The organism is Streptomyces graminilatus (assembly GCF_001418565.1).
GTDB classification, from domain to species: Bacteria; Actinomycetota; Actinomycetes; order Streptomycetales; family Streptomycetaceae; genus Streptomyces; species Streptomyces graminilatus.
In genome coordinates this window covers 1-26,162 of record NZ_LIQQ01000038.1, presented here as the reverse complement: position 1 = coordinate 26,162, position 26,162 = coordinate 1, and the positions used below count along the sequence as shown (strand labels likewise).

23 protein-coding genes and 3 pseudogenes are annotated in these 26,162 nt (G+C 70.3%); 7 read left to right on the top strand and 19 right to left on the bottom strand.

Features of this window, described 5'->3' with window-relative positions:
* Positions 1-42: 42 nt before the first annotated feature.
* The 6 genes from AOK08_RS04705 to AOK08_RS04680 all read right to left on the bottom strand — a co-directional run bounded on the left by AOK08_RS04705 (position 43) and on the right by AOK08_RS04680 (position 7,245).
* Positions 43-909: an ABC transporter ATP-binding protein gene (locus AOK08_RS04705; RefSeq protein ID WP_055523909.1), complete on the bottom strand. Its 867-nt coding sequence runs from the start codon at positions 907-909 to the stop codon at positions 43-45.
* Complete coding sequence (locus AOK08_RS04700; RefSeq protein WP_055523907.1) at positions 902-1,921, bottom strand: ABC transporter ATP-binding protein; 1,020 nt, start codon at positions 1,919-1,921, stop codon at positions 902-904. Before AOK08_RS04700 ends, AOK08_RS04705 begins: the two co-directional genes overlap by 8 nt.
* Entirely contained in the window at positions 1,918-2,793 is an 876-nt protein-coding gene (locus tag AOK08_RS04695; protein WP_055523905.1) for an ABC transporter permease, read from the bottom strand. The genes AOK08_RS04700 and AOK08_RS04695 overlap by 4 nt, the downstream gene beginning before the upstream one ends.
* Positions 2,790-3,740, bottom strand: a complete 951-nt coding sequence (locus AOK08_RS04690; RefSeq protein ID WP_079053820.1) for an ABC transporter permease — start codon at positions 3,738-3,740, stop codon at positions 2,790-2,792. The genes AOK08_RS04695 and AOK08_RS04690 overlap by 4 nt, the downstream gene beginning before the upstream one ends.
* The gene (locus tag AOK08_RS04685) at positions 3,737-5,395 is read right to left on the bottom strand and encodes an ABC transporter substrate-binding protein (protein WP_055523904.1); all 1,659 of its coding nucleotides are present in this window, start codon (positions 5,393-5,395) and stop codon (positions 3,737-3,739) included. Before AOK08_RS04685 ends, AOK08_RS04690 begins: the two co-directional genes overlap by 4 nt.
* 116 nt (positions 5,396-5,511) lie before the next feature.
* Complete coding sequence (locus AOK08_RS04680) at positions 5,512-7,245, bottom strand: CocE/NonD family hydrolase (protein ID WP_241826825.1); 1,734 nt, start codon at positions 7,243-7,245, stop codon at positions 5,512-5,514.
* Positions 7,246-7,359: 114 nt separating this feature from the next.
* On the opposite strand from AOK08_RS04680, the gene AOK08_RS04675 reads away from it, so the two are divergent.
* On the top strand, positions 7,360-7,968 hold the full coding sequence (locus AOK08_RS04675; RefSeq protein WP_055523902.1) for a TetR/AcrR family transcriptional regulator: 609 nt from the start codon (positions 7,360-7,362) through the stop codon (positions 7,966-7,968).
* A 95-nt stretch (positions 7,969-8,063) separates the two neighbouring features.
* Here the strand turns inward: AOK08_RS04675 and AOK08_RS42730 are convergent.
* Together AOK08_RS42730 and AOK08_RS42725 are read right to left on the bottom strand one after the other, a co-directional pair.
* Positions 8,064-8,264 (bottom strand): annotated as a pseudogene (locus tag AOK08_RS42730) (IS1380 family transposase); the annotation flags it as partial.
* A pseudogene (locus tag AOK08_RS42725) lies at positions 8,248-8,650 on the bottom strand (cytochrome P450); the annotation flags it as partial. The pseudogenes AOK08_RS42725 and AOK08_RS42730, both read right to left, overlap by 17 nt.
* A gap of 517 nt (positions 8,651-9,167) precedes the next feature.
* On the opposite strand from AOK08_RS42725, the gene AOK08_RS45525 reads away from it, so the two are divergent.
* Together AOK08_RS45525 and AOK08_RS45520 are read left to right on the top strand one after the other, a co-directional pair.
* A complete protein-coding gene (locus tag AOK08_RS45525; protein WP_157876567.1) occupies positions 9,168-9,713 on the top strand; it encodes a DUF6232 family protein in 546 nt (181 codons plus the stop codon).
* Positions 9,710-10,018 carry a hypothetical protein gene (locus tag AOK08_RS45520; RefSeq protein ID WP_157876566.1) on the top strand — a complete coding sequence of 103 codons (309 nt, stop codon included), beginning with the start codon at positions 9,710-9,712 and terminating at the stop codon, positions 10,016-10,018. The genes AOK08_RS45525 and AOK08_RS45520 overlap by 4 nt, the downstream gene beginning before the upstream one ends.
* Before the next feature lie 11 nt (positions 10,019-10,029).
* Here the strand turns inward: AOK08_RS45520 and AOK08_RS42715 are convergent.
* Both AOK08_RS42715 and AOK08_RS04660 read right to left on the bottom strand, forming a co-directional pair.
* Positions 10,030-10,304 (bottom strand): annotated as a pseudogene (locus AOK08_RS42715) (transposase family protein); the annotation flags it as partial.
* A 113-nt stretch (positions 10,305-10,417) separates the two neighbouring features.
* The gene (locus AOK08_RS04660) at positions 10,418-11,383 is read right to left on the bottom strand and encodes a pirin family protein (protein WP_055523898.1); all 966 of its coding nucleotides are present in this window, start codon (positions 11,381-11,383) and stop codon (positions 10,418-10,420) included.
* 155 nt (positions 11,384-11,538) lie between these two features.
* Here AOK08_RS04660 and AOK08_RS04655 point away from each other — a divergent pair, with 155 nt between their 5' ends.
* Entirely contained in the window at positions 11,539-13,059 is a 1,521-nt protein-coding gene (locus tag AOK08_RS04655; RefSeq protein ID WP_055523897.1) for a carboxylesterase/lipase family protein, read from the top strand.
* Between the two features lie 21 nt (positions 13,060-13,080).
* Here AOK08_RS04655 and AOK08_RS04650 read toward each other — a convergent pair whose 3' ends face one another.
* The 4 genes from AOK08_RS04650 to AOK08_RS04635 form a co-directional block, all read right to left on the bottom strand.
* A complete protein-coding gene (locus tag AOK08_RS04650; protein WP_055523896.1) occupies positions 13,081-13,863 on the bottom strand; it encodes an SDR family NAD(P)-dependent oxidoreductase in 783 nt (260 codons plus the stop codon).
* Positions 13,860-15,092 carry an amino acid deaminase/aldolase gene (locus AOK08_RS04645; protein ID WP_079053818.1) on the bottom strand — a complete coding sequence of 411 codons (1,233 nt, stop codon included), beginning with the start codon at positions 15,090-15,092 and terminating at the stop codon, positions 13,860-13,862. Before AOK08_RS04645 ends, AOK08_RS04650 begins: the two co-directional genes overlap by 4 nt.
* A complete protein-coding gene (locus AOK08_RS04640) occupies positions 15,089-15,964 on the bottom strand; it encodes an SDR family NAD(P)-dependent oxidoreductase (protein ID WP_079053817.1) in 876 nt (291 codons plus the stop codon). Before AOK08_RS04640 ends, AOK08_RS04645 begins: the two co-directional genes overlap by 4 nt.
* A 164-nt stretch (positions 15,965-16,128) precedes the next feature.
* The gene (locus AOK08_RS04635; protein ID WP_055523894.1) at positions 16,129-17,109 is read right to left on the bottom strand and encodes an SMP-30/gluconolactonase/LRE family protein; all 981 of its coding nucleotides are present in this window, start codon (positions 17,107-17,109) and stop codon (positions 16,129-16,131) included.
* 191 nt (positions 17,110-17,300) lie between these two features.
* Here AOK08_RS04635 and AOK08_RS04630 point away from each other — a divergent pair, with 191 nt between their 5' ends.
* The 3 genes from AOK08_RS04630 to AOK08_RS04620 all read left to right on the top strand — a co-directional run bounded on the left by AOK08_RS04630 (position 17,301) and on the right by AOK08_RS04620 (position 19,550).
* Complete coding sequence (locus tag AOK08_RS04630; RefSeq protein ID WP_055523892.1) at positions 17,301-17,894, top strand: TetR/AcrR family transcriptional regulator; 594 nt, start codon at positions 17,301-17,303, stop codon at positions 17,892-17,894.
* A gap of 95 nt (positions 17,895-17,989) precedes the next feature.
* A complete protein-coding gene (locus AOK08_RS04625) occupies positions 17,990-19,054 on the top strand; it encodes a ComEC/Rec2 family competence protein (RefSeq protein WP_079053816.1) in 1,065 nt (354 codons plus the stop codon).
* A gap of 130 nt (positions 19,055-19,184) precedes the next feature.
* Positions 19,185-19,550 carry a cupin domain-containing protein gene (locus tag AOK08_RS04620; protein ID WP_055523890.1) on the top strand — a complete coding sequence of 122 codons (366 nt, stop codon included), beginning with the start codon at positions 19,185-19,187 and terminating at the stop codon, positions 19,548-19,550.
* 84 nt (positions 19,551-19,634) lie between these two features.
* Here AOK08_RS04620 and AOK08_RS04615 read toward each other — a convergent pair whose 3' ends face one another.
* From AOK08_RS04615 to AOK08_RS04595, 5 genes are all read right to left on the bottom strand, one after another.
* A complete protein-coding gene (locus tag AOK08_RS04615) occupies positions 19,635-20,291 on the bottom strand; it encodes a LutC/YkgG family protein (protein ID WP_055523887.1) in 657 nt (218 codons plus the stop codon).
* On the bottom strand, positions 20,288-21,766 hold the full coding sequence (locus AOK08_RS04610) for a LutB/LldF family L-lactate oxidation iron-sulfur protein (protein ID WP_198539109.1): 1,479 nt from the start codon (positions 21,764-21,766) through the stop codon (positions 20,288-20,290). The genes AOK08_RS04615 and AOK08_RS04610 overlap by 4 nt, the downstream gene beginning before the upstream one ends.
* Entirely contained in the window at positions 21,763-22,518 is a 756-nt protein-coding gene (locus tag AOK08_RS04605) for a (Fe-S)-binding protein (protein ID WP_055523885.1), read from the bottom strand. Before AOK08_RS04605 ends, AOK08_RS04610 begins: the two co-directional genes overlap by 4 nt.
* 72 nt (positions 22,519-22,590) lie before the next feature.
* Entirely contained in the window at positions 22,591-24,042 is a 1,452-nt protein-coding gene (locus tag AOK08_RS04600; protein WP_055523883.1) for a rhamnulokinase, read from the bottom strand.
* A complete protein-coding gene (locus AOK08_RS04595; protein ID WP_055523881.1) occupies positions 24,039-26,078 on the bottom strand; it encodes a bifunctional rhamnulose-1-phosphate aldolase/short-chain dehydrogenase in 2,040 nt (679 codons plus the stop codon). Before AOK08_RS04595 ends, AOK08_RS04600 begins: the two co-directional genes overlap by 4 nt.
* Between the last annotated feature and the right edge of the window lie 84 nt (positions 26,079-26,162).

Below are 26,162 nucleotides of genomic sequence, written 5' to 3'. Positions count from 1 at the left end.
AGGCAATCGACGCCTGCCGGGACCGGTCACCTCACTCCTGCTTCACGGCCGGTTGCCCGCATCCCCCTTCGAGGCTTCCGTTCCCGGAACGGACGGGACCGTGTCGGCGGTGGCGAGGACGCGGCTCGGTTTCCAGCCCGGGACGGGTACGGAGTCGAGCAGTTTGCGGGTGTAGGGGTGCTGCGGGTCGGTGAGTACGGTGTCGGCGGCGCCGCTCTCGACGACGCGTCCGTGGCGCATGACGGCGATCTCGTCGCAGATGTGCCGCACGATGCCCAGGTCGTGGGTGATGAACAGGTAGGCCACGCTGGTCTGTTCGCGGATGTGCTGGAGGAGGGTGAGGATCTGGGCCTGGACGGAGACGTCCAGGGCGGCGACGGCCTCGTCGAGGACGAGGAGCCGGGGCTGGACGGCCAGTGCGCGGGCGATGGCGACGCGCTGGCGTTGTCCGCCGGAGAGCGCGCGGGGGAGTGACGCGGCGTGGCGTTCGTCCAGGCCGACCTGTTCGAGGAGTTCGGCCGTCCGCGCGGCGCGAGCGGGGCCGCGCAGGTCGGTGTGGAGGGTGAGGACCTCGGCGATGCAGTCGCCGATCTTCTGGTGCCGGTCGAGGGAGGCGTAGGGGTCCTGGAAGACCATCTGCACCTCGCGGGCGAATTCCCTGCGCTCGGAGGTGCGGGCGTTCACGCCGGGGCGACCGCGGCCGTTCAGTCTGATCGTTCCGGCGGTGGGTTTCTCCAGGCCGGCGATCATGCGCGCGGTCGTCGTCTTGCCGGAACCCGACTCCCCGACCACGGCGAGCGACCCTCCGGGGGCGATCGTCAGCGCGACATCGTCCACGGCGGTGAAGTCGCCGAACGTCTTGCGCAGGCCGGTGACTTCGAGAGCCGGCGGCGGCAGCGAGTCAGCCATGGGTGGTGCTCCTGTCTCCCGCGCCGGTCGTGGCCTGCGGAACGAGGGGGTCGACGGGGAAGTGGCAGGCTGTCGTGCCTCCGCCGCCCGAGCGCGGCAGGGGCCGTTCGGCGCCGCAGACCTCCTGCGCCTGTGAGCAGCGGGTCCCGAAGGCACATCCGGGGCCGGTTTCGTACGCCGGCAGCGGGCGCCCCGGGATGGCCCGCAGGGACCCGCCGGAGCCCGGGGCTGGGCGGGAGGCGAGCAGGGCACGCGTGTAGGGGTGACGGGCGCCGTCGTGCAGCCGGTCGGCGGGCAGTTCCTCCACCACACTGCCGGCGTACATCACGGCGATGCGGTCGCACACGGCGGCGGCCAGGGCCAAATCGTGGGTGATGAACAGCATGGCCAGTCCCCGCTCGGCGCGTGCCTCGTCGATGATCGCCATCACCTCGGCCTGTGTCGTGACGTCCAGGGCGGTGGTGGGTTCGTCGGCGAGCAGCAGACGCGGTTCGGCGGCGAGAGCGGCGGCGATCATGACGCGTTGCAGAAGGCCGCCCGAGAGTTCGGAGGGACGCTGGCGCAGTCGACGGGCGGCGTCGGCGATGCCGACCTCACGCAGCAGCGCGGTCACGGTCGCCTCGGCGGCCCGGGGGCGTACGCCCCGTGTCGTGACCAGTGCCTCGGTCAGGAAGTCGCCGATGGTACGCACCGGGTTGATGTGCGCCCTCGGGTCCTGGAAGATCATGGCCACGTCATGGATGCGCAGCTTGCGGAGGGCGGCCGGGCTCATCGTGGTGACGTCCGCCCCGTCGAAGAGGATCTTCCCGCCCGTGCGGGCGCCGCCCGGCAGGAGCCGCAGCACCGCCCGGGCGGTCATCGACTTGCCGGACCCCGACTCGCCGACCAGCCCTACGGCCGAGCCGGCGGGGACAGTGAGGTCGACGCGCTGGATGACGGTACGGGGTTGCCCCTTGAAGGGCAGGGTGACGTGGAGTTCGTCGATGGCCAGGAGGGGCTGAGGCCGGTTCATCGGGTCTCTCCCTGGAGTCGCGTGGACAGGCCGTTGCCGATGAGGTTGCAGGCGATGACGAAGACGACGATCGCCACGCCGGCGTAGAGGGACTGCTCGGGCCGGCCGGCCAGGATGCCGGAGGTGCCGTTGGCGACCATCAGTCCCCACTCGGCGGTCGGGGGCTGGGTGCCGAGACCGATGAAGGAGAACGCGGCGACGTCGAGCAGGGCGTAGCCGAAGGACATGGTCACCTGGACGAGGGCGATCGGCAGCAGATTGGGGACGACGTGGCGCAGACAGATCCGCCACCCGGACATGCCGAGCATCCGCAGAGCCGAGACGTACGGCAGCTGGCACTCGCGCAGGGCGGCATTGCGTACGACACGGCCGATGTACGGGAGATAGGCGACCGACAGGGCGACCACGGCCACCGTGAGACCCGCGCCGAAGACGGCGGCGGCGACCACCGCGAGGACCAGTCCGGGGAACCCGAAGACGACGTCCAGCAGAGCGGAGACCGTCCGGTCCCACCAGCCGCCGAGCCAGGCGGCACTCACCGCGAGGGCCGAACTGAGCACTCCGGCGATCAGGACGACGGCGGCCGGGGCCAGCAGGCTGAGGCGCGCTCCGTACAGCAGCCGCGAGAGTATGTCCCGGCCTGTGTCGTCGGTACCCAGCCAGTGCGCGGCCGACCTGCCCTGGGAGACGGCCATCACGTCGACGGCGTTCGGGTCGTAGGGCGCGATCAGCGGGGCGCACACCGAGGCCAGGACCACGACCGCGACGACCGCGCCGGCGGCGGCCAGTACGCCATGGCCTCGTACGAAGGAACGGAGCCTGCTGCTACGTATCAGCCCACGGCCCAGGGATGCGATCTGGTAGCTGCTCATGCGCCGGCCTCCAGCGAGACCCGGTGGTCGAGGGCCGCGGTGACCACGTCCACGAGGGTGTTGACGGCGACGAAGACGACGACCGTGATCAGAGCCAGGGTCTGGACCACGGCGAGATCCTGTTTGGCGGCGCTCTGGATCAGCAGGGCACCGATGCCGTTGACGCCGAAGGCCTGCTCGACGATCGAGGCCCCCGCGATCAGGCCCGCGACGGCCACACCGGACACCGAGAAGATCGGGCCGGCGGCGTTGCGCAGGACGTGCTTGCGAAGCACGAACCGTTCCGGGATGCCCCGGGAGCGAGCCGTCTCGACGTGTTCCGAGGCCAGTTCGGCACGGACCGCCGCCTGGGTCACCTGGGCCACGTAGGCGAGCCAGGACGCGGCGAGGGCCAGGGCGGGGAGGGTCAGATGCTCGATCCGTCCGGCGAACCCGACGCCGGAGCCGTACGCCGGGAACCACCCCCACCGTACGGACAGCCACCAGATGAGGAGCACCGAGATCACGAACGTGGGCACTGCCATCAGCGTGGTAGTCACGACGGTGATGAGGTTCTCGCCGAGGCCGCCGCGCAATGCGGCCAGGGTGCCCAGGGCGACACCTGGCAGGATGATGAGCAGCGCGGCGTAGGCGACGAGGAAGAGGGTGTTGCCCATCCGGTCGGTGATCAGGTGGGTGACGCTGTCCCGGTAGGACAGGGACTGGCCGGCATCGCCGTGCAGCATGCCGGTCAGCCAGCGCCAGTAGCTCTGCACGAACGGATCGTCGAGGTGGTACTGACGGTGGATCTCCTCGATCACCCGGGGGCTGGGCGGCTTGCCGCCCCCGACCAGCAGGGTGGCCGGATCGCCGGGCGCGATGAACAGCGCACCGTAGATGACGATGCTGGCCACCAGTACGGTCACCACCAGCATCGCCGTGCGGCGGGCGATGAAGCGCCAGATCACGAGGCTCCTCCGGTGCCGCCGAGGTAGGCCGCCCACGGCATGTTGATGTAGGCGAAGGACGAGGGCGCGCCGCTGAGCCGCTTGTTCATGAACATGCGCTCGTAGGGCGCCGCGATGGGCACGATGGCCAGGTCCTTCGTGTACAGCTCCTGAGCCTGATTGAACAGGGCGGCCGACTTTTCGGGGTCCGTCGCCGCCTGTGCCCGGGTCAGCAGGGACGTGACCTCGGCGTTCTTGTAGCCGGTCCAGTTGAAGAGCCCGTCCGGCGCGGTGAACAGCGGGACGTACGACAGCGGGTCCGGTACCTCGACGTACCCGAGACCTATGACGCCGTCCAGGCCCTTGCGGAGGCCGGCGTCGTAGAACACGTCCGACATCTGGGTCGGCTGGAGCTGCTTGATGACCACGTCCAGCCCGATGGTCTTGGCCGCGGCCTGGAGGAAGGTCAGGATCTGCAGGGACTGCTGGTCACCCGCCGGCATGGCCACGATGACGGAGCGCTTCTTCGGCGCGGCCTGCGCGATGAGCTGCTTGGCCTTGGCCTCGTCCGTCCCAGGGGTGGCGGGGAGCCGCCCGTAACCCTGGGCGTAGACGGCGGCGGCCTCGCCGTTCTTCCACACCAGCGGCGGGATCACGGTCTTCAGTTTCCCGGCCGCGCCGTCGTAGACGTTCTTGATCAGCGCGTCCTGGTCCAGGACCAGGGAGAGTGCCTTGGCGACGCGGCTGTCGGCGAGCGGGGAGGAGGGAGTGGTGGGGGCGATGAAGTTCGTCTGCGCCGATGGACCGTAGTAGAGCTTTCCGGCGCCGGAGGAGCGCAGGGCCCTGGCGACGCTGGAGGGGATCTCGTAACTGCCGTCGATCTGGCCCGACAGCAGGGCGCTGGTCAGCGTGTTGGAGTCGGTGACGAACTTGAACGTCAGCTTTTTGACCTTCGGCCTGAGCGAGGCGTCCCAGTACTGGTCGTTGCGGACCGCGGTGATGGAGTCACCCGACTTCCAGTTTTCGAGCTTGAACGGCCCGCTGCACATGAGTCCGCCCTTGGCCGTGCCGTAGGAGGCACCGGCCTTCTTCATGTACGAGGCTTCGCTGACCCCTCCGAATCCATTGACCAGGGACTTCAGGAACAGTTCGTCGGGCTGCTTGAAGCGTATGGTCACCTGGTGGTCGCCGGTCGCGGTCACGGACTTCACGCTTGCCAGTACGGAGGCGTTGACGGCCTGGGTGGCCGGAGCGCTCTGCCGGGTCAGGCTGGCGACGACGTCCTTGGCTGTCATCGGGTCGCCGTTCCAGAACTTCACGTCTTCACGCAGCTCCAGCACGAGCGTCTGGTCGTCCGGCTTCTTCCAGGACGAGGCGAGGCCCGGTGCGATGGAGTAGTCCGGCCGCAGACGCAGCAGGGGATCGCACAGGTTGGCCTCCACCGTGTTCGGGGAGTAGTCGCCTACCTTGGCGGGGTCGAGCGTGGTCGGTTCACCCAGGGGCAGGTTCCAGGTCACCTCGTCGAGGGACCCGGTGGCGGCAGGCGTCCTGGTGGTGAGCTTGAAGGCGCCGGACGCACCGCCGGCCGACCCGGTGGCGCCGGAGGAGCAGGCGGAGACGGTGAGCAGACCGATACACAGGGCGGCACCGGGCGCGGTGATTCTGGAAGCTCGCATGTGACTGTTCCTGGGTGGAAGTTACAGGGGCGTTATGGGGGGCCTTTCACTGCCGTGCGGGCGGCAGAGGAACTTCGTGTGGTCGGCGGGACGGCCGGCCGGTGGTCAGCCGGTGGTCAGCCGCTGGTCGCTGACGGGAGCACCGTGACCGTCAGGCGGGACGGCCGGGCGCCTCCGGTGCCGAGGGTCTGGGTGCTGGATTTGGGGGTGGCGGTGGTCCAGCGGTTCTCCTCCGTGCCCGAGGCGGGCAGGAAGAGCGGGTAGTCACTGCTGGTGATGATCAGTGCGAGCCGGTGTCCGGCGCGCAGCCGGTAACCGGTGTGGCCGAGTTCGACGTGGATCTGCTCCGGGGCCGTTTCCCGGACGACCTCGACCTCGCCCCGGACGACCAGACGGGCCTGCCCGTCCGGGCTCAGGTCGAGGAGCTGCGCGAACACGTCGAAGACCGGGGCGCTGCTGGTGACGTACAGGTCCAGACCGACCGGGCCCGCGAGGTCCAGTGGCTCGGACAGCACCGGTCCGGTGAAGGCGAGGACATCGCTGCGGGCGGCGGTCTCCGCGAGGTCCGGGTAGGCCTGCAGATACGCGAAGCTGTTGTTTACGGCGGAGGCTACCAGGGCGTCCGGGTCGTACGCCCACTCCACGGATCCCTCCTCGGGCGGGGACACGTGGGTCAGCGGCGCACCCGGCAGGGGATCCGCCGACCGGGCGGGGTCGCCGAGCCACAGGGTCCGCACGGTGCTGTCGGCAGGGGGCCACACGTCCGACGTACGACGGCCGGCGTGCCCGAGCTCCCAGCTGACTTTCCGCAGCGAGGACACGGGACGGGTCTCCTTGAGGAACACGTCGAAGAAATCGAGAGCGGGACCGGTGTAGTCGTTCAGCATGCGGTCGAGAGCTGTGTCGTCGAGGGCGTGGTCGTTCTCCGGGGCGGTGACCGGTGCGCCGTCAAGGGTGTAGTTCTCGTGGTCGATCGAAGCCGCCCAGAGGTACTGCACCGCGTCCCAGCCGGGTCGTGAGGCCAGTGCCTCGTAGTCCCGCATGTGGGGGACACGGACGTTGTCGAACCACCCCACGCAGTGCAGCACGGGCACGGGCCTGGCGTCGTACGGGTGCCGTCCGAGGGCGGCGGGAAGGAGGTTCGCGTAGTTCGGGGCGATCACGTCGAACCACTCGGAGCGGGTACCGAGGGCACGGAACGCCTGCTCGTACTGTTCGATCATCGGGCGTACGGAGCGGTCGACCTCGAACTCGTACGTGTCGTTCTCCACCCAGTGGTGGGCGTAGTACTCCGCTCCCTCCACCCAGACCGGCCGGCCGGTCTGGGCCGCACCCCGCGGGTCGTGTTGCAGAAGGTCGTTGAAGTTCGCGCACGTCAGACGCGGCACGATGGCACGCAGGGCCGGGTGCTGCGACGACACGGCGGCCCACTGTGTGAAGCCGTAGTACGAGTCCCCGAACATGCCCACACGCCCGTTGGACCAGGGCTGGTGGGTGGTCCACTCGATGGAGTCGTAGCCGTCGTCGGCCTCCGACAGGAACGGCAGAGTCCGGCCGCCGGAGCGGAACTTGCCACGCACGTCCTGCACCACCATCGCGTAACCCCGGGCGGTGAAGCGGGCGGCGATCCGGTCGAAGAACACGTAGCGGCTGTTCTTGTCGTACGGCAGCCGGACCAGCACGGTCGGATACGTCGGCGCCGCCGGGTCGCCGCCGGGGACCTCCGGCGGCGGCTCCGGCAGATAGACGTCGGTTGCCAGCCGTACCCCGTCGCGCATGCGGACCATGTACTGCCGGGCCTGCGCGGGAACGGGGCCGGCGATGATCCGCTGATAGGTGAAGGGAGGCATGCCGGCCTTTCGAAGAGCGCGGAAACAGATGGACAACAGTGTTGTACAACGCTGTTGTGTGACAACATTGCAGCTCGTGACAATGGGGTCAACCCTTGACGTAAGGACTGAGGCATGCCGATAGAGGTCGACGAGGTGCGGCGCCGAAACGAGATCGCGGCGGCGACACTGCAGGTGGCCAGGGAATCAGGCGTCCGCTCTGTCACCATCCGAGCGGTCGCCGCCCGGCTCGGCGGCTCGACGACCATGGTCACCAACTACATCTCCAGCCGCTCGGCCCTGATGCTCAACGCCATCCGCTGCGCCGAGGAGGAGTGGGAACGCGATCAGACCGAGGCGCTCGACGGGCTCGCCGGACCGGAGAGGCTCAGGTCGTTCGCCCAGTGGATGTGCACGACCGAGCGGGACGACGTGGTCCTCCGGCGCCTGTTGATGGAGGTCGTCGGCGAGGCCTCGGCCGACGGCGAGGAAACAGCCGTCGAACGGGATCTCCGTGCGATGTCGCGCAAACACCGCAAGGAGATACACGACTCCGCCGTCGAGGCCGGCCTGCCGGACGCCGAGCTGTCCGCGGACGTACTGCACCTCCTCCTTCGCGGCTACTGGCTGTCCGTCCTGGAGGATCCGCAGACCTGGACCTCGGAGACCGGCACGAGAACGGTCCTGGCGGTCATCGACCTACTCCGCGGGCAGGCGAACGGCGACCGGGCCGACGAGGGCTGACGAGGGCTGACCGCGCTCGGCGAGAAAGCACGTCTGACGGCGTGACGCACCACTGTCGCCTCACCGTGTATCCGACCTGCTGGTGCTCGGCCACACGGCAACCGGGCCAGGGCCGGCTTGGTGGCCTCGATGTGGTCCGCGACGGTGTTGGAGCCCGCGTTGCCGGGCCGCAGCAGGTCCACGACCGCCTCTCCGGACCCGCCACGGCCGTGGTCGACGAACCCCATCGGCGGGTGGTGTCCGAACGTCTTCTTCCAGGTCGCGGCGGCGTCCTGCTGCTTAGAGTGCGCCGGGACGCTGGACAAGGAGTGGAAGCGCGGTCAGTCCGCGCACCAGGCGGGTGCGCCGCCACTGCAGTTGATCAGGTGGGACGGCAAGCCGGAACTGAGGGAAGCGGGCCAGGACCGCGCGCAGGGCGATGTCGGCTTCGGCCTTGGCCAGGGGGGGCGCCGACACAGCGGTGGATACCGTGGCCGAAGCCGAGATGGCCGGCAGCATCCCCATGCAGGTTGAGCTGGTCCGGTGACGGGAACCGCTCCGGATCGCGGTTGGCCGCTCCAAGAGCGACCACCACAGGGACACCGGCCGGGATATCGGTGCCGCCGAGCGTGACGGCTTCCGTGGTGTACCGGAAGGTGGCCGTGCTGACGGGCGAGTCGAAACGAAGCAGCTCGTCCAACGATCCATTCGCCGACCGCCAGCAGCGAGGTTGCACCGGCCGGCACCGCTCACGCGGTGAGAGCGAGCACGACGGCCAGGCGGTGGCGCACCCCGCGTGGGTCACGCGGGTTTGGCACCTCGGCCAGCCGTTCCAGCAGACCCGGGGCCTCCTCAGGTCGACCTGCGGATTCTCGCGCAGTTGGTCAAAGGCGGGCGGGATCAGAGATATTGCGTCGGCCGGCACGGTCTTCCACTTGGATCACGGGGCGTAGAGAACTTCATGATCTTGGAAGTCGTGCCTGTCACGTTCCGAGAACACAGCCGCTGGGCTGACGGTCCGCCACGAACCAGGCGTCACGCAACTACGCCGAATCCCTGCCGTCAGGGAAGCCACTCGGGGGCGCGCACAGACGTCCAATCGTGCGCTCATGCGCCCCAGGAAATCTCAACGCGGGGATTGTCGACGCCTTCGATTTCTGCAAACATTCAGCCACGTCTCGTTGTTAAAAATTTCAGGGTGCATGGGGGCGTGGGGGAAGTTGAGCCGCAGCGTCAACATCAAAATTAGCCAGAGAATCCTGTCGGTCGGCGACAGCTCTTTCCCGATGCATAACATTTCAAGCACTCAGATAGTTGAGCCTGAATTCAAGTTTCCTCAAGTGCTAGCAGCTGGCCTGTCTGCTGTAGCCGGCTTGATATTCTTCACCATGACAAGAAATACGCGATCGTCTGCCGTGATGGGGGGCCCGCCAGAATTTGTGAGGGAACACGCGTACACCGTGGATCTCCCAACAACAATCTGCACGGCCGTCGCAGCGATTCTGTTGCCCATCGGGATCTGTCAGGTCGCCCGGCGCCTGTACGTCAGGTCTACCGTGAGAATCCTTGTCATAGTAAGCGCCGGACTATCTGGCGTCGCGATTGCATCCAGGAATCTCGCACAGCTGCGCAAGATCTCTCTGGAAATCACATCAGCGATCAATAACCCCCTGGCGGACTTCCAAATCACCATCGAGAAGTTTCACCTCGGTGACAACATCAGCATCAACGGCCCGAACGGCACGGCGATCAGGGTGATGAAATGAGCGACAAAGTACACATCGGCGACAATATTAAGATTACGGGAGACAATGCCACCGGCAAAGTCGTGAATAATATCCAGTCCGGTTCGGAAATCCGGCATCTCATCCGCACCGCACTGACTCTGCGGGATCACGTGTCGCCTGCAGAGCGCCAAGAGATCGACGAATCGCTGGAAGAAATCAGGCAGCGCCGACCGGGCCCGAGCACTCTGGACAGACTTCGCCGAGTCGCAGCCACAGCAGGAGAAGTAGGAGTGCCGCTGCTCACTGCTATCAGTCTCGCCATTCCGATGCTCGGCATCGGGTGAGTGAACCTCTTTCATCCTGAGTATTGGCAGGTCAAGAGGGTGTGCACGGCGGCGACCAGGCGTCTGATGCGGTTGTTGAGCGGCGTGCTCCTCGCAGCACTCTCCAGGACTTGAGGCGGGCGAAGGCGCGTTCGCCCGGAGCGCGGAGACGGGCATGGTCGCGGTTGTAGCGCTGATAGTGCTCCGGGAGTTCACGGTGGCCGTAGTAGGGGGTGCGGACGGTGGTGCCGGCGCCCTGGTACGCGCGGTCGGCCAGAACGAGGATCTGATGGGTGAGGCAGGCCTGGGCGGTCCGGAACGAGGGGTGTGAACGTGGTTTGCTCACGTGGTCTGAGTGAACCGGGCGGGGTGTGTTTCGCCGCGCCCGGTGACATGGCTGGCGTGTTGAAAGACGCCAGTTCATCGCACTCGGCCGCGCGGCTTCAAGGGTGTTGGCGGCAGCTCGGGGGCAGCTAGAGGCGCTCCCTCGTAACCCTTCACTTCCCCAAATCGCGAGCCGCCCATCCAGTCCTCCCGCGCCTGCGCGATCTCCTCCTGCGTACGCCCCACGAAGTTCCACCACATGATCAGCTCCTCCTCGAACGGCTCGCCGCCCAGGAGCATCACGCTCGCGTCGGACGCGGCGCGCAGGGGGAGTTCGGTGCGGCCGCAGCCGAGGTAGAGCATCGAGCCCGGCAGTACCGGCACCCCGTCGACGTGCACTTCCCCGGACATCGCCAGTACCCCGTACTCGAAGTCGGGCACGAGCGGCAGGCGTACGTCCGCGTCGGCGGCGAGGGTCAGGTCGGCGCCGACGATCGGGGTGTACGTCGTGCCGGGCGAGGCCGCGCCGTCGAGGGCGCCCAGGATCACGGTCGCCGTCACACCGGGCGCCGTGACCCTGGGCAGGTCGGCGTGGTGTTCGAAGTGCGGGTCGGTGTGGCGGTGGCTGTCCGGGAGCGCGACCCAGAGCTGCGCGCCGTGCAGGAACCGCGCGTGGGACCGGGGACTCTCCTCCGAATGGCTGATCGCCCGGCCGGAGGTCATGAGGCCCAGTTCACGCGGGCGGATCGTCTGGAGGCTGCCGGTCGAGTCGCGGTGCAGCACCTCGCCCTCGTGCAGCCAGCTCACCGTCTGGAGGCCCATGTGGGGGTGCGGCGGCACCTGCATGCCGGGTTCGTCGGCGATGTCGTCGGGCCCGTAGTGGTCGACGAAGGCCCACGCGCCGATCATGCGCCGGCCGAGGTTCGGCAGCAGGCGGCGTACCTCGGTGCTCTCCCCGAGCTTCACGCGCCGGGGACTCAGCAGCTCGCGCACGGGTTCGGCGACGACGAATCCACGGCCGCCACAGACGCTGGGGACGGGCGCACGGTCAAGGTTGCTCATGGGGCACAACCTAGTCCGGGAGTGAGCCCACGCGCACGGAGCGATGTCTCGGCATCCGTCGCGGAGACCCGTCCTGGCTGTTCGTCCAGTGAAGGTTGGTTCACTTCGGTACCGTGGGCTGGACCGCCATCGGCACGTGTCCTGAGGAGTCGGCGATGAACGCAGGAGAGTTTCCCGAGGTCAGGACGGCCGCGGGTGTGGTCCGGGGGCGCCTGGAGGGCGGCACCGCGGTGTTTCGCGGGATTCCGTTCGCTCAGCCGCCGGTGGGAGAGCTGCGGTTCGCGGCGCCCCGGCCGGCCGGACGCTGGGACGGCGTACGGGAGGCGTTCGCGTTCGGGCCGCCTCCTCCGCAGGAGGAACTGGTGCCCGCCGGCGCCCCGTCCGCCGGGGACGACTGGCTGACCGTCAACGTCTGGACGCCCGGCGCGGATCCGGCGGCGCGCCGCCCGGTGCTGGTGTGGATCTACGGCGGTGCCTACAAGCTGGGCTCCGCCGACGACCCGAACTACGACGGCGGCCGTCTTTCGCGCGAGGGGGACGTCGTCGTGGTCACCCTCAACTATCGCGTCGGCATGGAAGGGTTCGCCCGGATCGAGGGTGCCCCCGCCAACCGCGGGCTGCTCGACCAGGTCGCGGCCCTGGAGTGGGTGCGTGAGAACGTCGCCGGGTTCGGCGGCGACCCCGACCGGGTCACCGTCTTCGGGGAGTCGGCGGGCGCCGGGTCCATCGCCGCGCTGCTGGTCATGCCCAGGGCCCGGGGGCTGTTCCGGCGGGCGATCCTGCAGAGCGTGCCCGGCACGTTCTTCTCCGACACGCTGGCCGGGGACATCGGCGAGGCGCTGGCCGGTGAGCTGGGGCTGCGGCCGACGGTCGCCGACCTGGCCGGGGTGGATCCGCGCAAGCTGCCCGAGGCGGGGGCCGCGCTCGCTCCCCGGATGCGTGAGTACGTGTCGAGGTGGGGCGCGGTCGCCCTCACTCCCACCCCGTTCTCGCCCGTCGTCGACGGTGACGTCCTGCCCGCCGCCCCCTGGGAGGCGCTGGCGGGCGGTGCCGCGCGGGACGTGGACCTCATCGTCGGGCACACCCGGGACGAGTTCCGTCTCTTCCTCATGTTCGGCGGGCTGTTCGGCCGCGTGGACGAGGAGACGGCGGCCACGGCCCTGCGGTCGTTCGGCCCTGGGCCCGAACCCGAGCGGGCCTATCGCGCCGCGTTCCCGGACGCCTCGGCGGAGTACCTGTACGAACTCGTCCAGTCCGACTGGCTGTTCCGCATGCCGTCGCTGGACCTGGCCCGTGCCCAAGTGGCCGGCGGCGGCCGGGCCCATGTGTACGAGCTGACCTGGCCCGCCCCGTTGCACGGCGGCGCCCTGGGCGCCTGTCACGCGCTGGACGTGCCGCTGACCTTCGGCAACTACGACGGCATCGACGGCGGTCTCGGCGGCATGCTGGTCGGGTCCACGCCGCCGCCCGAGACCGAGGCGCTGTCCGCCCGCTTCCGCTCGGCCTGGACCGCCTTCGCCACCACGGGCGACCCCGGCTGGCCCGCGTACGACACCGAACAGCGCCTCGTCCAGCTCTTCGACACCGAACCGGCCGTCGCCCCCTACCCGGAGGAGACCTCCCGGCGCCTGTGGCAGGAGCACACCTTCGGCGTACTGCCCCTGACGGCGGACTGAGCACGGGCGGCTCGCCCGGCCCTACCGCGCGGCCAGCAGCCGCAGCACCCGGTCCGAGACCGGTGCCGGCAGGGCACGCAGCGTGCGGACCAGCGCCGTCGTCTGCCAGGGGAAGCAGGCCTGCGCCGGTTCCCGCTCCAACGCGCGTACGACATACCGGGCCGCGCGTTCCTGGCTGACCTGGAAGGGCTTGGGCAGGCCGTCCCCGCCGACCCGGTCCGTCCCCACGAAACCCGGGTGGATCGAGGTGAACCGTATGTTCCTGGGCGCCAGTTCGACGCGCGCGGCGTCCAGGAGGGTGCGTACGGCCGCCTTCGCCGCCGAGTACGGGCCCTGGCGGGGGATGCCCATCAGCCCCGCGAGGGAGTTGGTGTGGGCGATCAGGCCGCCGTCCGGCTGCTCGCCCAACCGCCGGATCAGCGGGACCAGATAGTTGACGACGACGTCGTAGTTCAGCGCCATGATCCGGGAGACGTCCGCCGCGCTCACCCGGTCCATGGCCATGTCCGGCCCCTGACCGGCGTTGAGCAGCGCGATGTCCACGCGGCCGAACTCCGCGACGGCCGCGGCCACGACCCCGGCCGCCGCCTCCGGGTCCAGGGCGTCGGCGGCGAGGTCCAGGCAGGCGCTGCCCGCGGCCCGTACCTCCTCGGCCACGGCGGCCAGTTCGGGGGCGCGCCGGGCCGTGAGGACGAGCCGGTTGCCCGCCGGGGCGAGCCGCCGGGCCACCGCCGCCCCGATGCCCGAGGAGGCACCGACGATCAGGACCGTCCGGCCGGTGATGGTGGTGGCCTTGGCGGTCACAGGAAGTGGTGGCCCTCACCGCGGTAGGTGGGCACGGTGTCGACCACCGCGCCACCGCTGACCAGGTGCAGATCGCCGATGCGCTCGCACAGTTCACCGGCCTTGGCGTGCCGCAGCCACACCCGGTCCCCGATGTTCAGCACGCTCGCGGCCCTGCCCACCAGCGGGGTCTGCACCTCCCCGAAGCCCTCGGTGGCGGTGACGCGCAGTCCGAGAGGCCAGGCCAGCGTGGGCAGCCGGTCCTTGCCGAGCGGCCCGGACGCCACCCAGCCGCCGCCCAGCAGCGTCGCCACCGACGACGAGGGACGGCGTACGACGGGCAGCACGAAGTACGCCGCCGGGACGGGCCGGAAGGCGCGGTAGAAGTCGAACAGGCCGGGACCGTAGAGGCCGGAGCCCGCCGCGAGCTCGGTGACGGAAGCCTCGGCCGTCGTGGTCTCCAGGCTGCCCGTGCCGCCGCCGTTGACGAACCGCAGCGGTGTGACGGCCCGTACGGCCGCGACCGCCGCTTCCCGGCGGTGGCTCAGCTCCTCGACGGACGAACGCTGCATCGCCCGTACGACGGCCCGCTTGACGGCGTTGCCGGGCTGGTTGTCACCCAGACCGGCGACCTGGCCCTCGTACCCCATGATGCCCGTCAGCTCGAAGCCCGGACGGGACACGACCTCGCGTGCGAACGCCGCCGCCTGCTGCGGGGTGTACACCGGGGACCTGCGCGGTCCGAGATGGATCCGCCCGCCCGCGAGGCGCAGGGCCGCGTCCAGCTCCAGGCACACCTGGATACGGGTCTCGCGGGGGCCGGTCGCCGCGTCGATCAGGTCGAGATGCTCGACGCAGTCCACCATCAGGGTGATCCGGGACGCGAGCCGCTCGTCGGCGGCCAGCCGGCGCAGCGCCGTGCGGTCGGCGGTCGGGTAGCCGACGACGATGTCGTCGAACTCCTCGGCCAGCCACAGGGCTTCGGGCAGGGTGAAGCCGAGGATGCCGTCGAATCCCGGGCGGTCCAGGGCGCGCCGGATGAGGGCGCGGGAGCGCAGCGACTTGCTGGCCAGCCGGATCGGCTTGCCGCCCGCACGGCGTTCCAGGTCACGGGCGTTGGCGTCGAAGGCGTCCAGGTCGATCACGCCGAAGGGGGGTTCGAGACCGGCGGTGGCCGCCCGCAGCCCGTCGAAGTGGCTCTGGGACATGGGATCCGAACCGGCCCTGGGAACGGTGGTGTTGACGGTCATCGGTTGGGGTCTCCTGGTTCGGATACGTCGGATACGTCAGACACGGCGGATACGTCGGATGCCGCGGATGTCGCCGCGGGGGCCGGTGCGAGGCCCGCGCTGTGGCGCCTGGCCATGGCCTCCACCCTGGGGATCACGAAGCGCATCAGCCGGGGGAACACACCGGCGGCCCGCTGTACGCGTCCGCCGACGGCGGGGTGGACGACCTCGACCGGCTTGCGCACGATGGCGTCGACGATCACCGAGGCGACCTTCTCGGCGGAGAGGGGCTTCTCGGCGAAGGTGATCACCGCGCTGGGATCGGCCATCTCCTGCTCCAGCATGGGCGTGCGGGTGCCGGGCGGATGGACGATGCTGAACGTCACGGGCCCGTCGCGTTCCTCGATGGCCACGCTGTGGTGGAAGGCGCGCAGTCCGTGCTTGGTCGCGCCGTAGGTCGTGTAGCCGGGCAGCGGCAGGAACGACGTCATGCTGCACACGGTGACGATGTGCCCGTGGCCCCGGGCCCGCATCCGGGACAGGGCGGCCAGTGTGCCGTTGATCGGACCGAGCAGGTTCACCTCCACCATGTGCCGGTGCTCGGCAGGCGACAACTGGTGTGCGTACCCGGTGTGGATGATCCCCGCGTTGTTGACGAGCACGTCCACCGGGCCGAACCGGTCCGCCACCGCGTCGAGGGCCGACTCCCACGCGGCCTCGTCGCGGATGTCCAGCTCGATCGCCTGGGCGGCGGGCCCCAGCCGGTCCGCGATCCGCGTCGCGCCGGGCAGGTCGATGTCGGCGAGGGCGACCCGGTGCCCCCGGCGCACCGCCTCGCGCGCGGTCGCCGCGCCGATGCCGCTCGCGGCGCCGGTGATCAGGACGACACTCACCGGTGGCTCCTGACCTGGGCGCCCGTGGGCGGGGGAGAGGGGCCGTCCGTTCGCTGTCCGTGCATGGGAACTCCCGGGGAGATGGGCCGAGCCGACGAGGGGAACAGAGGGGAAAGAAGGGAACCGAGGGGAACAGAAGGGAACCGAGGGGATCAGGGGAACGCTCAGGACGGCAGTACGTACGCCTCCAGCCGCGACCCGTTCAGCCGGGCCGCCGCCACCGGGTCGTCGGTCGGTGTGGTGGCCGCGTACAGGGTGTTGCCGCCCGGCCCGGCGACCAGGCAGCTCAGGGTGCGTCGGCTGGTGGCGACGCGGTCCAGGATCACACCGCCCGGCCCCACCCGGACACATTCGCCGCGCAGCGCGTTGGCGACCCACGCCGTGCCGTCCCGGCCCGGTGCGATGCCGTCGGGGGCGATGGGGCTCGCGGAGCGTTCGGCGATCGCAGGGCGGTCGAGCAGGGCGGAGACCCGCCGGGTGACACGGCCGAGCGGCCCGTGGTGGTTGAGGGAACTCCACAGCGCGGACGGGATCAGCGGGGCCCACGGCCGGGGCGGGCCGAGGCGCCCGTCGGGCAGTACGGGAAGGGCGGTGAGGCGCATCGCCAGGGTCTCGGCGACCAGCAGCGCCGGCTCCCCGTCGACCTCGACCGGGAACAGGCCGTTCGGGAACACCAACGGCTCGCTCAGGCCCAGCAGTTCACCCTCGGGGGAGAGACAGGCGAGGGGTGTGGCGGGCGGTCCCGGCGGGGCGTAGAGCATGGAGTTGGGGCGTCGGCGGACGAAGCCGTGGTAGTCGAAGCCGAAGTTGCCCACGTAGGCGCGGCCCAGCCGGTCGACGAACATGTCGTTGACGGGACCGCCCGCGATGTCCTTGAGGTCGGCGTGCACGACGAGGGAGCCGTCCGGCTCGCGCCGGTACACACAGCGCCCGTCCATCGAGACGACCAGCATCCGCCCGTCGGGCAGCCAGCCCAGACCGCCCGCCCGGCCGGGGACCTCCAGCACCGTCTCGGGCTCTCCCCGGGTGTCCCAGCGGTGCACCGTCCCGTGGGCGAGGTCGCAGAACCACAGGGAACCCTCGTGCCAGCGCAGTGACTCCAGGACGCCGAATCCGTCCAGGACGACTGTGGCCCTCGGTCGCACCCCTGCCTCCAGACGCTGCTCGTGCCCGTTCTGTCCACGCTACGGTGGCGCAGACCCGCGAAGTAAGTCAAGCGTCCTGGACAAGCGACTTACTTCTGTTCCGGCCGATTGGTTATCCTGACCGGCGAACCCACAGGTGAGACCGGTGCTGACAGGTGAGACCGGTGTGGAGAGGAGAACGCGTGCCCCGCATGGCGGCGAGCGACCGGAGGGCCGAGCTCCTCGAGGCGGCGATCCGGGTCATGGCGCGTGACGGCGTGGCCAAGGCCACCACCCGCGCGGTCGTCACCGAGGCGGACATGACCCTCGGGGCCTTCCACTACTGCTTCGAGTCCAGGGCCCAACTGCTCGAACTCGTCACCGAGACCCTCACCGAGCGGTACGTCGCCGAGGTCCGCGAACTCTTCGCCCCGCACAAGGACATCCGTGACAGCGTCCTCGACAGCCTGCACGCGTTCTGGAAGGGCTTCGAGGCCAACCCCGGCGAGCATCAGATCAGTTACGAGCTGACCCAGTACGCGCTGCGCAACCCCGGTTTCGAGGGGGTCGCCGCGAAGCAGTACGAGATCTTCCTGCGCGCCTTCGCGGGCCTGCTCGAACTCGCCGCGGACAACGCCGGGATCGAGTGGACCCGACCCGTGCCGGTGCTCGCGCGATACGTCCACTCGATGATCGACGGCCTCAACATGACCTGGCTCGTCGACCGCAACACCGCCGACAGCCGGGCGGCTCTGGAGCTGCTCGCCGACCACCTTCTCCTGCACGCCCGGCCACGAGCCGGCTGAGCGGAACGCGCAAGGACATATCGCGCATGACGAAATACAATAGGTGAGACGCTGTCATTGGACATGCTCGGGAGCGATGGTGTTCCGGAGGATCCATGGCCGGTTCAGTGATCCATCTCGAAGAGGCGGCCGACCAGCCGCGCACCCACGCGCTGGTCGTCGGAGTCGGCAAGTACCCGCATCTCGCCGGCGGCGAGTCACCGGTCGCCGACCCCGACGGGATGCGCCAGCTCAGCTCACCCCCGCTCTCGGCCCGCGCCTTCGGGCTGGTCGACCTCCTCGTCGTCACGCATGTCGACCAGGACCACATCCTCGGTGTGCTCGCCCTGCTGGAGGATTCGCAACGCCCGGTGGAGCTCGGGGACGTGTGGTTCAACGGCTTCGACCACCTGCTCGACACCGAGGGGTTCGGCGCACAGGACGGCGAGCGGCTCACCAGCGCGCTGCTGGCGCAGAAGGTGCCCTGGAACGACGCCTTCGGCGGGCGCGGCGTGGAGGTCGGACGGCAGCTCGGGTGGTTCGACGACGGGTCCACCATGGAGGTGCTCTCGCCCGACCGCGCGCAACTGGAGGCGCTGGCGCCGGTGTGGGTGAAGGAGTGCGCCGCCCATGGGCTGATCCCGGGCCGTGACCCGGACGAGCCGCCCGTCGTCCCCGGGTTCGAGCACTTCGGAGGCGCCGTGGACGTGGAGGCGCTCGCCGCGACGCCGTTCAAGACGGACACCTCGGCGACGAACGTCACCAGCATCGGGCTGCTCTTCGAGTTCGAGGACCGGCGGATCATCCTCACCGGCGACGGGGAGGCCGGCCGGCTCGTCGAGTCGATACGCCCCCGGGCCGAGGCGGCGGGCGGGCGGCTCCATGTCGACGTCCTGAAGGTCGCCCATCACGGCAGCGCCCACAACATCTCCAACGAGCTGCTCGGTCTCCTCGACTGCGACCGCTATCTGATCTCCACGAGCGGCGCCCGGCACGACCACCCCGACGAGATCGCCATGTCCCGGATCCTCCGGAACGGCGGAGACCGCAAGGAGATCGTCTTCAACTACCGGGACCGCGGGGCGCTATGGGACGTCACCACCCTCAAGGACCGCTTCGGCTACACGGTGACGAAGCCGGAGCCCGGCGCGCCGGACGGCCTGGTGACCTTCGAACTCTGAAGGGCTTCGACGAACGCCGACGAGAACGCCGACCCCGGGCATCGCCCGGATGGCGGCCCCGGCTCGACGGGCGGACGATGGAGGGGAGCAGGGGGCCGACAGTCATGGAGGGGGATGGGAGGCATGGGACATGCTGGAGATCAAGACGGTCGAGAAGCCGGACGAACGGCGTGACTTCCCACGCGGACACCTCGAAGCCGTACACATGACAGGCCTCGACTTCGCCGTGGGAACCTTCGAACCGGGCTGGCGCTGGTCCGAGTCGGTCGGGCCCATCGCGGGCACGAAGAGCTGCCAGATCCACCACAACGGCTATGTCGTCCAGGGCCGGATGGGCCTCCGCATGGATGACGGCGGCGAGGGCGAAGTGGGCCCCGGCGACGTCTTCGTGTGCCCGCCCGGACACGACGCGTGGGTCATCGGCGACGAACAGGTCATCGTCCACGACTTCGCGGGAGGCATGGCACAGGACTACGCGAAGGCACCGGGAACCTGACCGCCGGACCGCACCAGGAGCAAGCCGCCCAGCGGCACCGCGCGGCGGGGCCGAGCGCCGCAGCGCCCGGCCCCATGGGCACGTTCACGCCCGGTCGTCACCGCTCACCAGGACCACCTCCAGGGTGCGCGGACCGTGCACCCCCTCGACCCGGTCGAGTTCGATGTCGCTGGTCGCGGACGGACCGGAGATCCAGGTCAACGGCCTTGCCGGGTCCAGGAGTTCCAGGGCCTGCGGCACGGACGAGACGACCTGGTCCGGTACCCGGACGACACAGATGTGGTGATCGGGGACCAGGGTGATCCGGCGGCGCCCCTGGTCCGGGCCCCCGTCCAGGACGATGGTGCCGGTCTCGGCGACGGCGACCGCGCAGGCCGTGACGACGCTCGAGACGCCGTCCAGGTCGTAAGGGGTGCTCTTCGCGCTGTCCTCGACGCGGGCGATGTCGGTACCCTCCAGCCAGCCCGACGGCAGCCCCGGCGGTACGACCACCGACGCCGAGCCGTGCGCGGACAGGAGCCCGGCGAGCAGTGCCGGGAGTTCGGCGCCGGTGCAGCGGTGCACGAGCGCCCGGTAGTCCGCCAGGTTCTCGGCGAGGAGTTCGACCGTCTCCTCGACGCTCCGGTTTCCGTGCTCGCGCGCGTAGTCGCGGTCGACGGCCCCCTCGTACGGCGTGTCCTCGCGGGGTACGTCGGCGAGCGCGCGCCGCACGCGGTCCAGGATCAGTTCGCGGCTGTTCACTTGCTGGTGTCCTTTCCGCCGTTCGTGCGCTGCCACCAGTCGCGGAACGGCTCAGCCGGCATGGCAGGCAGATCACGGGTGGCGCTCCAGGCCTTGCCGGGGCCGGGCAGGGTACGGGGGTGGAAGCGGCGGGTACGGGAGGCGAGGCGCTGGCCGGTGCGCAGGGCCCCGGGGTGACTGAACGCCCAGCGGGCGGCACGCATCGCGGCCCGCTCGGCGGCGTGGCCCTTGGCGGGCTTCAGGACGACCTTGTTGCCCTCCTGGGTGACCGGACCGCCCTCCACGACACGCTCGCGCAGGTGCACCAGCACCTCGGGGATGTCGATGGCGACCGGACAGACCTCGTAGCAGGCCCCGCACAGCGAGGACGCGTACGGGAGCGAGGCGTCGATCTCGCTCTCGGTGCCCCTGAGCTGCGGGCTGAGGATCGCGCCGATCGGTCCGGGATAGACGGAGCCGTAGGCGTGACCGCCGGCCCGCTCGTACACCGGGCAGACGTTCAGACAGGCCGAGCAGCGGATGCAGCGCAGGGCCTGGCGGCCCACCTCGTCGGCGAGGGTGTCGGTGCGGCCGTTGTCGATCAGGACGAGGTGGAAGGCCTGCGGGCCGTCGCCGTCCGTCGTACCCGTCCAGGTCGTCGTGTACGGGTTCATCCGCTCGGCGGTCGAGGAGCGGGGGAGGGTCTGGAGGAAGACCTCCAGGTCCTGCCAGGTCGGCACGATCTTCTCGATGCCGACGACCGAGATCAGCGTCTCGGGCAGCGTCAGGCACATCCGCCCGTTGCCCTCCGACTCGACCACCACCAGGGTGCCCGTCTCGGCGACCATGAAGTTGGCGCCGGAGACACCCACCTTAGCGCGCAGGAACTTCTCCCGGAGGTGCAGGCGTGCCGCCTCGGCCAGTTCGGCGGGCGTGTCGGTGAGCCCCTCGGGAGCCGGACGGCCCCACTCGCTCATCTCACGGGCGAAGATGTCCCGGATCTCGCCCCGGTTGCGGTGGATCGCCGGGACGAGGATGTGCGAGGGGCGGTCCTTGCCCAACTGCACGATCAGCTCGGCGAGGTCGGTCTCGAAGGCGCTGATCCCCTCGGCCTCCAGCGCCTCGTTGAGCCCGATCTCCTGGGTGGCCATCGACTTGACCTTGACGACCTCCGACTCGCCCGTCATCCGCACCAGGTCGATGACGATCCGGTTGGCCTCGTCGGCATCGGCGGCCCAGTGCACGACACCGCCCGCCGCCGTGACCGACTCCTCCAGCTGGACGAGATAGCGGTCGAGGTGGCGCAGCGTGTGGTCCTTGATCTGCTTGCCGGCCTCGCGCAGTTCGGCCCAGTCGGACATCTCGGCGACGGCAGCCGCCCGTTTCGCGCGGATGGTGTGGGTGGCGTGGCGCAGATTGCCGCGCAGGGTCTGGTTGGCCACCGCCTCGTGGGCCGCCTCGGGGAAGGCCGGCATCCCGACGAACGTCCCGCTCATGCCAGGGGCTCCTCTTCCGTGCTCGCCAGGATCTCCGCGATGTGCACCGGCCGCATACCGGTGCTCAGCCGGGTCATGGTCCCCCCGATGTGCATCAGACACGAGTTGTCGGCGGCGCACAGCACCTCCGCGCCCGTCGACTCGGCGTTGCGCACCTTGTCGGTGCCCATCGCCGCCGAGACATCGGAGTTCTTCAGCGCGAACGTCCCGCCGAAGCCGCAGCACTCGTCGGCCCCGGGCAGCTCGCGCAGCTCCAGCCCCTTGACGGCCCGCAGCAGCCTGAGCGGCCGGTCGGCCAGCCCGAGCCCGCGCAGCCCGTGGCACGTCGGGTGGTAGGTGACCGTGTGCGGGTAGCAGGCGCCCACGTCCGTCACCCCCAGCACGTCCACCAGGAACTCCGTCAGCTCGTACGTCTTCGGCACGACCGGCGCCAGGGTGGCCGCGAGCGAGTCCCCGCGCCCCTCGGCCCGCGCCCGCTCACCCATCCGCGGGTACAGCTCCCGCACCATCGCGCCGCACGACCCGGAGGGCGTGACGATGGCGTCGTACCCCCCGAATACATCGGAGAAATGCCGGGCGAGCGGCTCGGCCTCGTGCCGGTACCCGGTGTTGTAGTGCGCCTGCCCGCAGCACGTCTGCGCCATCGGGAAGTCGACCTCGACACCCAGCCTGGTCAGCAGCTTCACGACGGCGCGGCCCGTGTCCGGATACAGCGTGTCGTTGACACAGGTAAGGAACAGGGCGACACGCATCGCGGCTCCTAGCGATCGATCATCGGATGAGTGCAGGGTACGCGGACCTCGCGCGGAGTGGGAATCCCTGTCTCACCGGGCGGCGGCGAGCCGGTCCTCGGCCGCGTCCCAGGCCGCCGCGTCGCCGGACGGCTCGTAGTGGGTCAGCGGCTGCGTACGGGCCAGCAGCCGGCGCATGTCCGCACGGTCGCCGACGAGTCCGTGGGCCCTCGCCTGGACGAGGACGTTGCCGAGCGCGGCGGCCTCGGCCGGACCTGCCACCACCGGCAACCCGCAGGCATCGGCGGTGAGTTGGCACAGCAGCGTGTTGCGCGCCCCGCCCCCGACGATGTGCACGACATCGACACCGTGCCCGGTGAGCCGCCGGGCGTCCGCCACCGCCCGCCGATGCGCGAGGGCGAGGGAGTCGAGGACACAGCGGGTCACCGCGCCCGGAGTCCGGGGCACCGGCTGCCCGGAGCCCCGGCAGGCCTCGGCGATCCGCTCCGGCATCCGCCCCGGCGCCAGGAACCCCGCGTCCTCGGCATCCACCACGGACCGCAGCCCCGGCGCCTCGGCCGCCGCCCGCAGCAGCGCGCCGAGATCGGGGTCGCCCCAGGCCCGTACGCACTCCTGGAGCAGCCACAGCCCCATGATGTTGCGCAGATAGCGGACCGTGCCGTCGAGTCCCAGCTCATTGGTGAAGTCGGCGGCCCGGCTCGCCTCGGAGAGGACGGGCGCCGCCAGCTCCAGTCCCGCCAGGGACCAGGTGCCGGTGCAGATGTAGGCGAACCGCTCGCCGACGGCTGGTACGGCGGCCACCGCCGAGGCGGTGTCGTGCGACCCGACCGTGGTCACCGGCACCGGCCCGGTCAGCCCGGTCTCCGCCAGCACCTCGGCCCGCAGCACACCCGCCGGATCACCGGGCTGCCGCAGCGGCGCGAACAGCCCGAGGTCGATGTCCAGTCTCCGCGCGATGTCATGGGCCCAGTCGCGGGTGCGGGGGTCGATGAGCTGGGTGGTGGAGGCGTTGGTCAGCTCGGTGCCGGCCTCGCCGGTCAGCCAGTACGTCAGCAGGTCGGGGATGAGCAACAGCCTTTGGGCGGCGGCCAGTTGGCGGGTGCCCTGGGCGGCTTTCAACTGGTGGAGGGTGTTGAAGGGCGCGTACTGCGACCCGGTCGCCGCGTACAGCTCGGCCGCCGGGACGGACGCCCACACCTTCTCCGCGACACCCTCGGTGCGGGCGTCTCGATAGTGCACGGGATTGCCGAGCAGCGCCCCGTCGCCGTCCAGCAGCCCGTAGTCGACGGCCCAGCTGTCGATGCCGACGGAGTCGACCGCCCCGGCGGCCCGCAGCCCGTCGAGCACACCGGCGTACAGCCCGAGAACGTCCCAGCGCAGCCCCTCGGGCACCCGCACGGGCCGGTTCACGAACCGGTGCGCCTCGGTCAGCTCCAGCGTGCCGGGCCCGACCCGGCCGACCATGACACGTCCGCTGGACGCGCCGAGGTCGACGGCGGCGTACGCCCTGGACGTCCGGCTCATCGGAGGAAGGCGGCGGCGACACCGGCATCGACCGGGACATGCAGCCCGGTGGTGTGCGTGAGCTCCCCGCCGGTCAGCGCGAACACGGCGTTGGCCACGTGCTCGGGCAGCACCTCACGCTTGAGGATGGTCCGCTGGGCGTAGAACTCGCCGAGCTTCTCCTCATCGATGCCGTACGTCGCCGCACGCTGGGCACCCCAGCCGGCCGCGAAGATCCCGGAGCCGCGCACCACGCCGTCGGGGTTGACCCCGTTGACCCGGATACCGTGCTCACCCAGCTCGGCGGCGAGCAGCCGCACCTGGTGCGCCTGGTCGGCCTTGGTCGCCGAGTAGGCGATGTTGTTGGGCCCGGCGAACACGGCGTTCTTGGACGTGACGTAGACGATGTCACCGCCCAGCCCCTGCGCGATCATCACCCGCGCCGCCTCACGCGAGACCAGGAACGACCCGCGCGCCATGATGTCGTGCTGCACGTCCCAGTCGCGCGCCGAGGTCTCCAACAGAGGCTTGGAGATGGAGATCCCCGCGTTGTTGACGACGAGGTCCACCCCGCCGAAGGCCAGCACGGCGGCCTTGAACGCCTCGGCGATCTGCTCCTCGCTGGTCACGTCCACGGTGACGGCGACGGCCTTGTCAGGCCCGCCGAGCTCCTCCGCGACAGCCGCCGCGCTCCCCGCGTCACGGTCGGCGACGACGACACAGGCCCCCTCGGCGACCAGCCGCCCGGCGACGGCCTTCCCGATCCCGCTGCCCGCACCGGTGACGAGAGCGACCCGCGCCGCCAGCGCCCTCGGCTCGGGCATCCGCCGGAGCTTCGCCTCCTCCAGCGCCCAGTACTCGATCCGGAACTTCTCCGACTCCTCGATCGGCGCGTACGCCGAGACCGACTCGGCCCCGCGCATCACGTTGATCGCGTTGACGTAGAACTCACCGGCCACGCGCGCGGTCTGCTTGTCCTTGCCGAAGGAGAACATGCCCACGCCCGGCACGAGCACGATCGCGGGGTCGGCGCCGCGCATCGCGGGGGAGTCGGGCAGGGCGTGGCGCCGGTAGTAGGCGGCGTACTCCTCGCGGTACTCGGCGTGCAGCTCCCGCAGCCGCGCGATCGCCTCGTCGAGGGGTGCGGAGGCCGGCAGATCGAGGACGAGCGGCCTGACCTTGGTGCGCAGGAAGTGGTCGGGGCAGGAGGTACCGAGCGCCGCCAGCCGGGGGTGCTCGGCACGCGAGAGGAAGTCGAGCACGACGTCCACGTCGGTGAAGTGTCCGACCTGCGGCTTGTCCCGCGAGGCGACGGCCCGGACGTACGGGGCGAGAGCGGCGGCCCGCTCCCGCCGCTCGTCCGGCGCGAGGGGCCCGTACCCCTCGGCAACCGGACCGAACGGCTCGGCTTTCCCGCGCCCGGCGAGGAACGCCTCCGCGGTACGAATGATGTGCAGCGAGTTGCGCTCGCACTCCTCGGAGGTGTCGCCCCAGGCGGTGATGCCGTGTCCGCCGAGAACGCAGCCGACGGCCCGTGGGTTGGCGGCCTGCACGGCGGCGATGTCCAGCCCGAGCTGGAACCCGGGCCGCCGCCACGGCACCCACACCACACTGTCCCCGAAACACTCGGCGGTCAGCTTCTCCCCGTCGGCCGCGCAGGCCAGCGCGATACCGGAGTCGGGGTGCAGGTGATCCACGTGCGCGGCGTCGACGAGCCCGTGCATCGCGGTGTCGATGGACGGCGCCGCCCCACCCTTGCCGTGCAGGCAGTAGTCGAACGCGGCGACCATCTCGTCCTCGCGCTCCACCCCCGGATACACCCCCTTGAGCGCGTGCAGCCGGTCCACCCGCAACACGGCCAGCCCACTCTCGCCCAGGGTCCCCAGATCACCCCCGGACCCCTTGACCCACATCAGTTCCACATCACCCCCGGTGACGGGATCGGTCCCGATTCCCTTCACGGACGTATTGCCCCCCGCGTAGTTCGTGTTCCGCGCATCAGCACCAAGCCGCCGGGACCGAGCGATGAGGGCGGCGGCTTCAGGATGGCTGGCCATGACGAGTCCTTACGTGACTTCCGAAACGAGGGATGTGTGGAGCGCCCCTAAAGGGGCGGAGCCCCCTTTAGGGGCGCGGGGAAC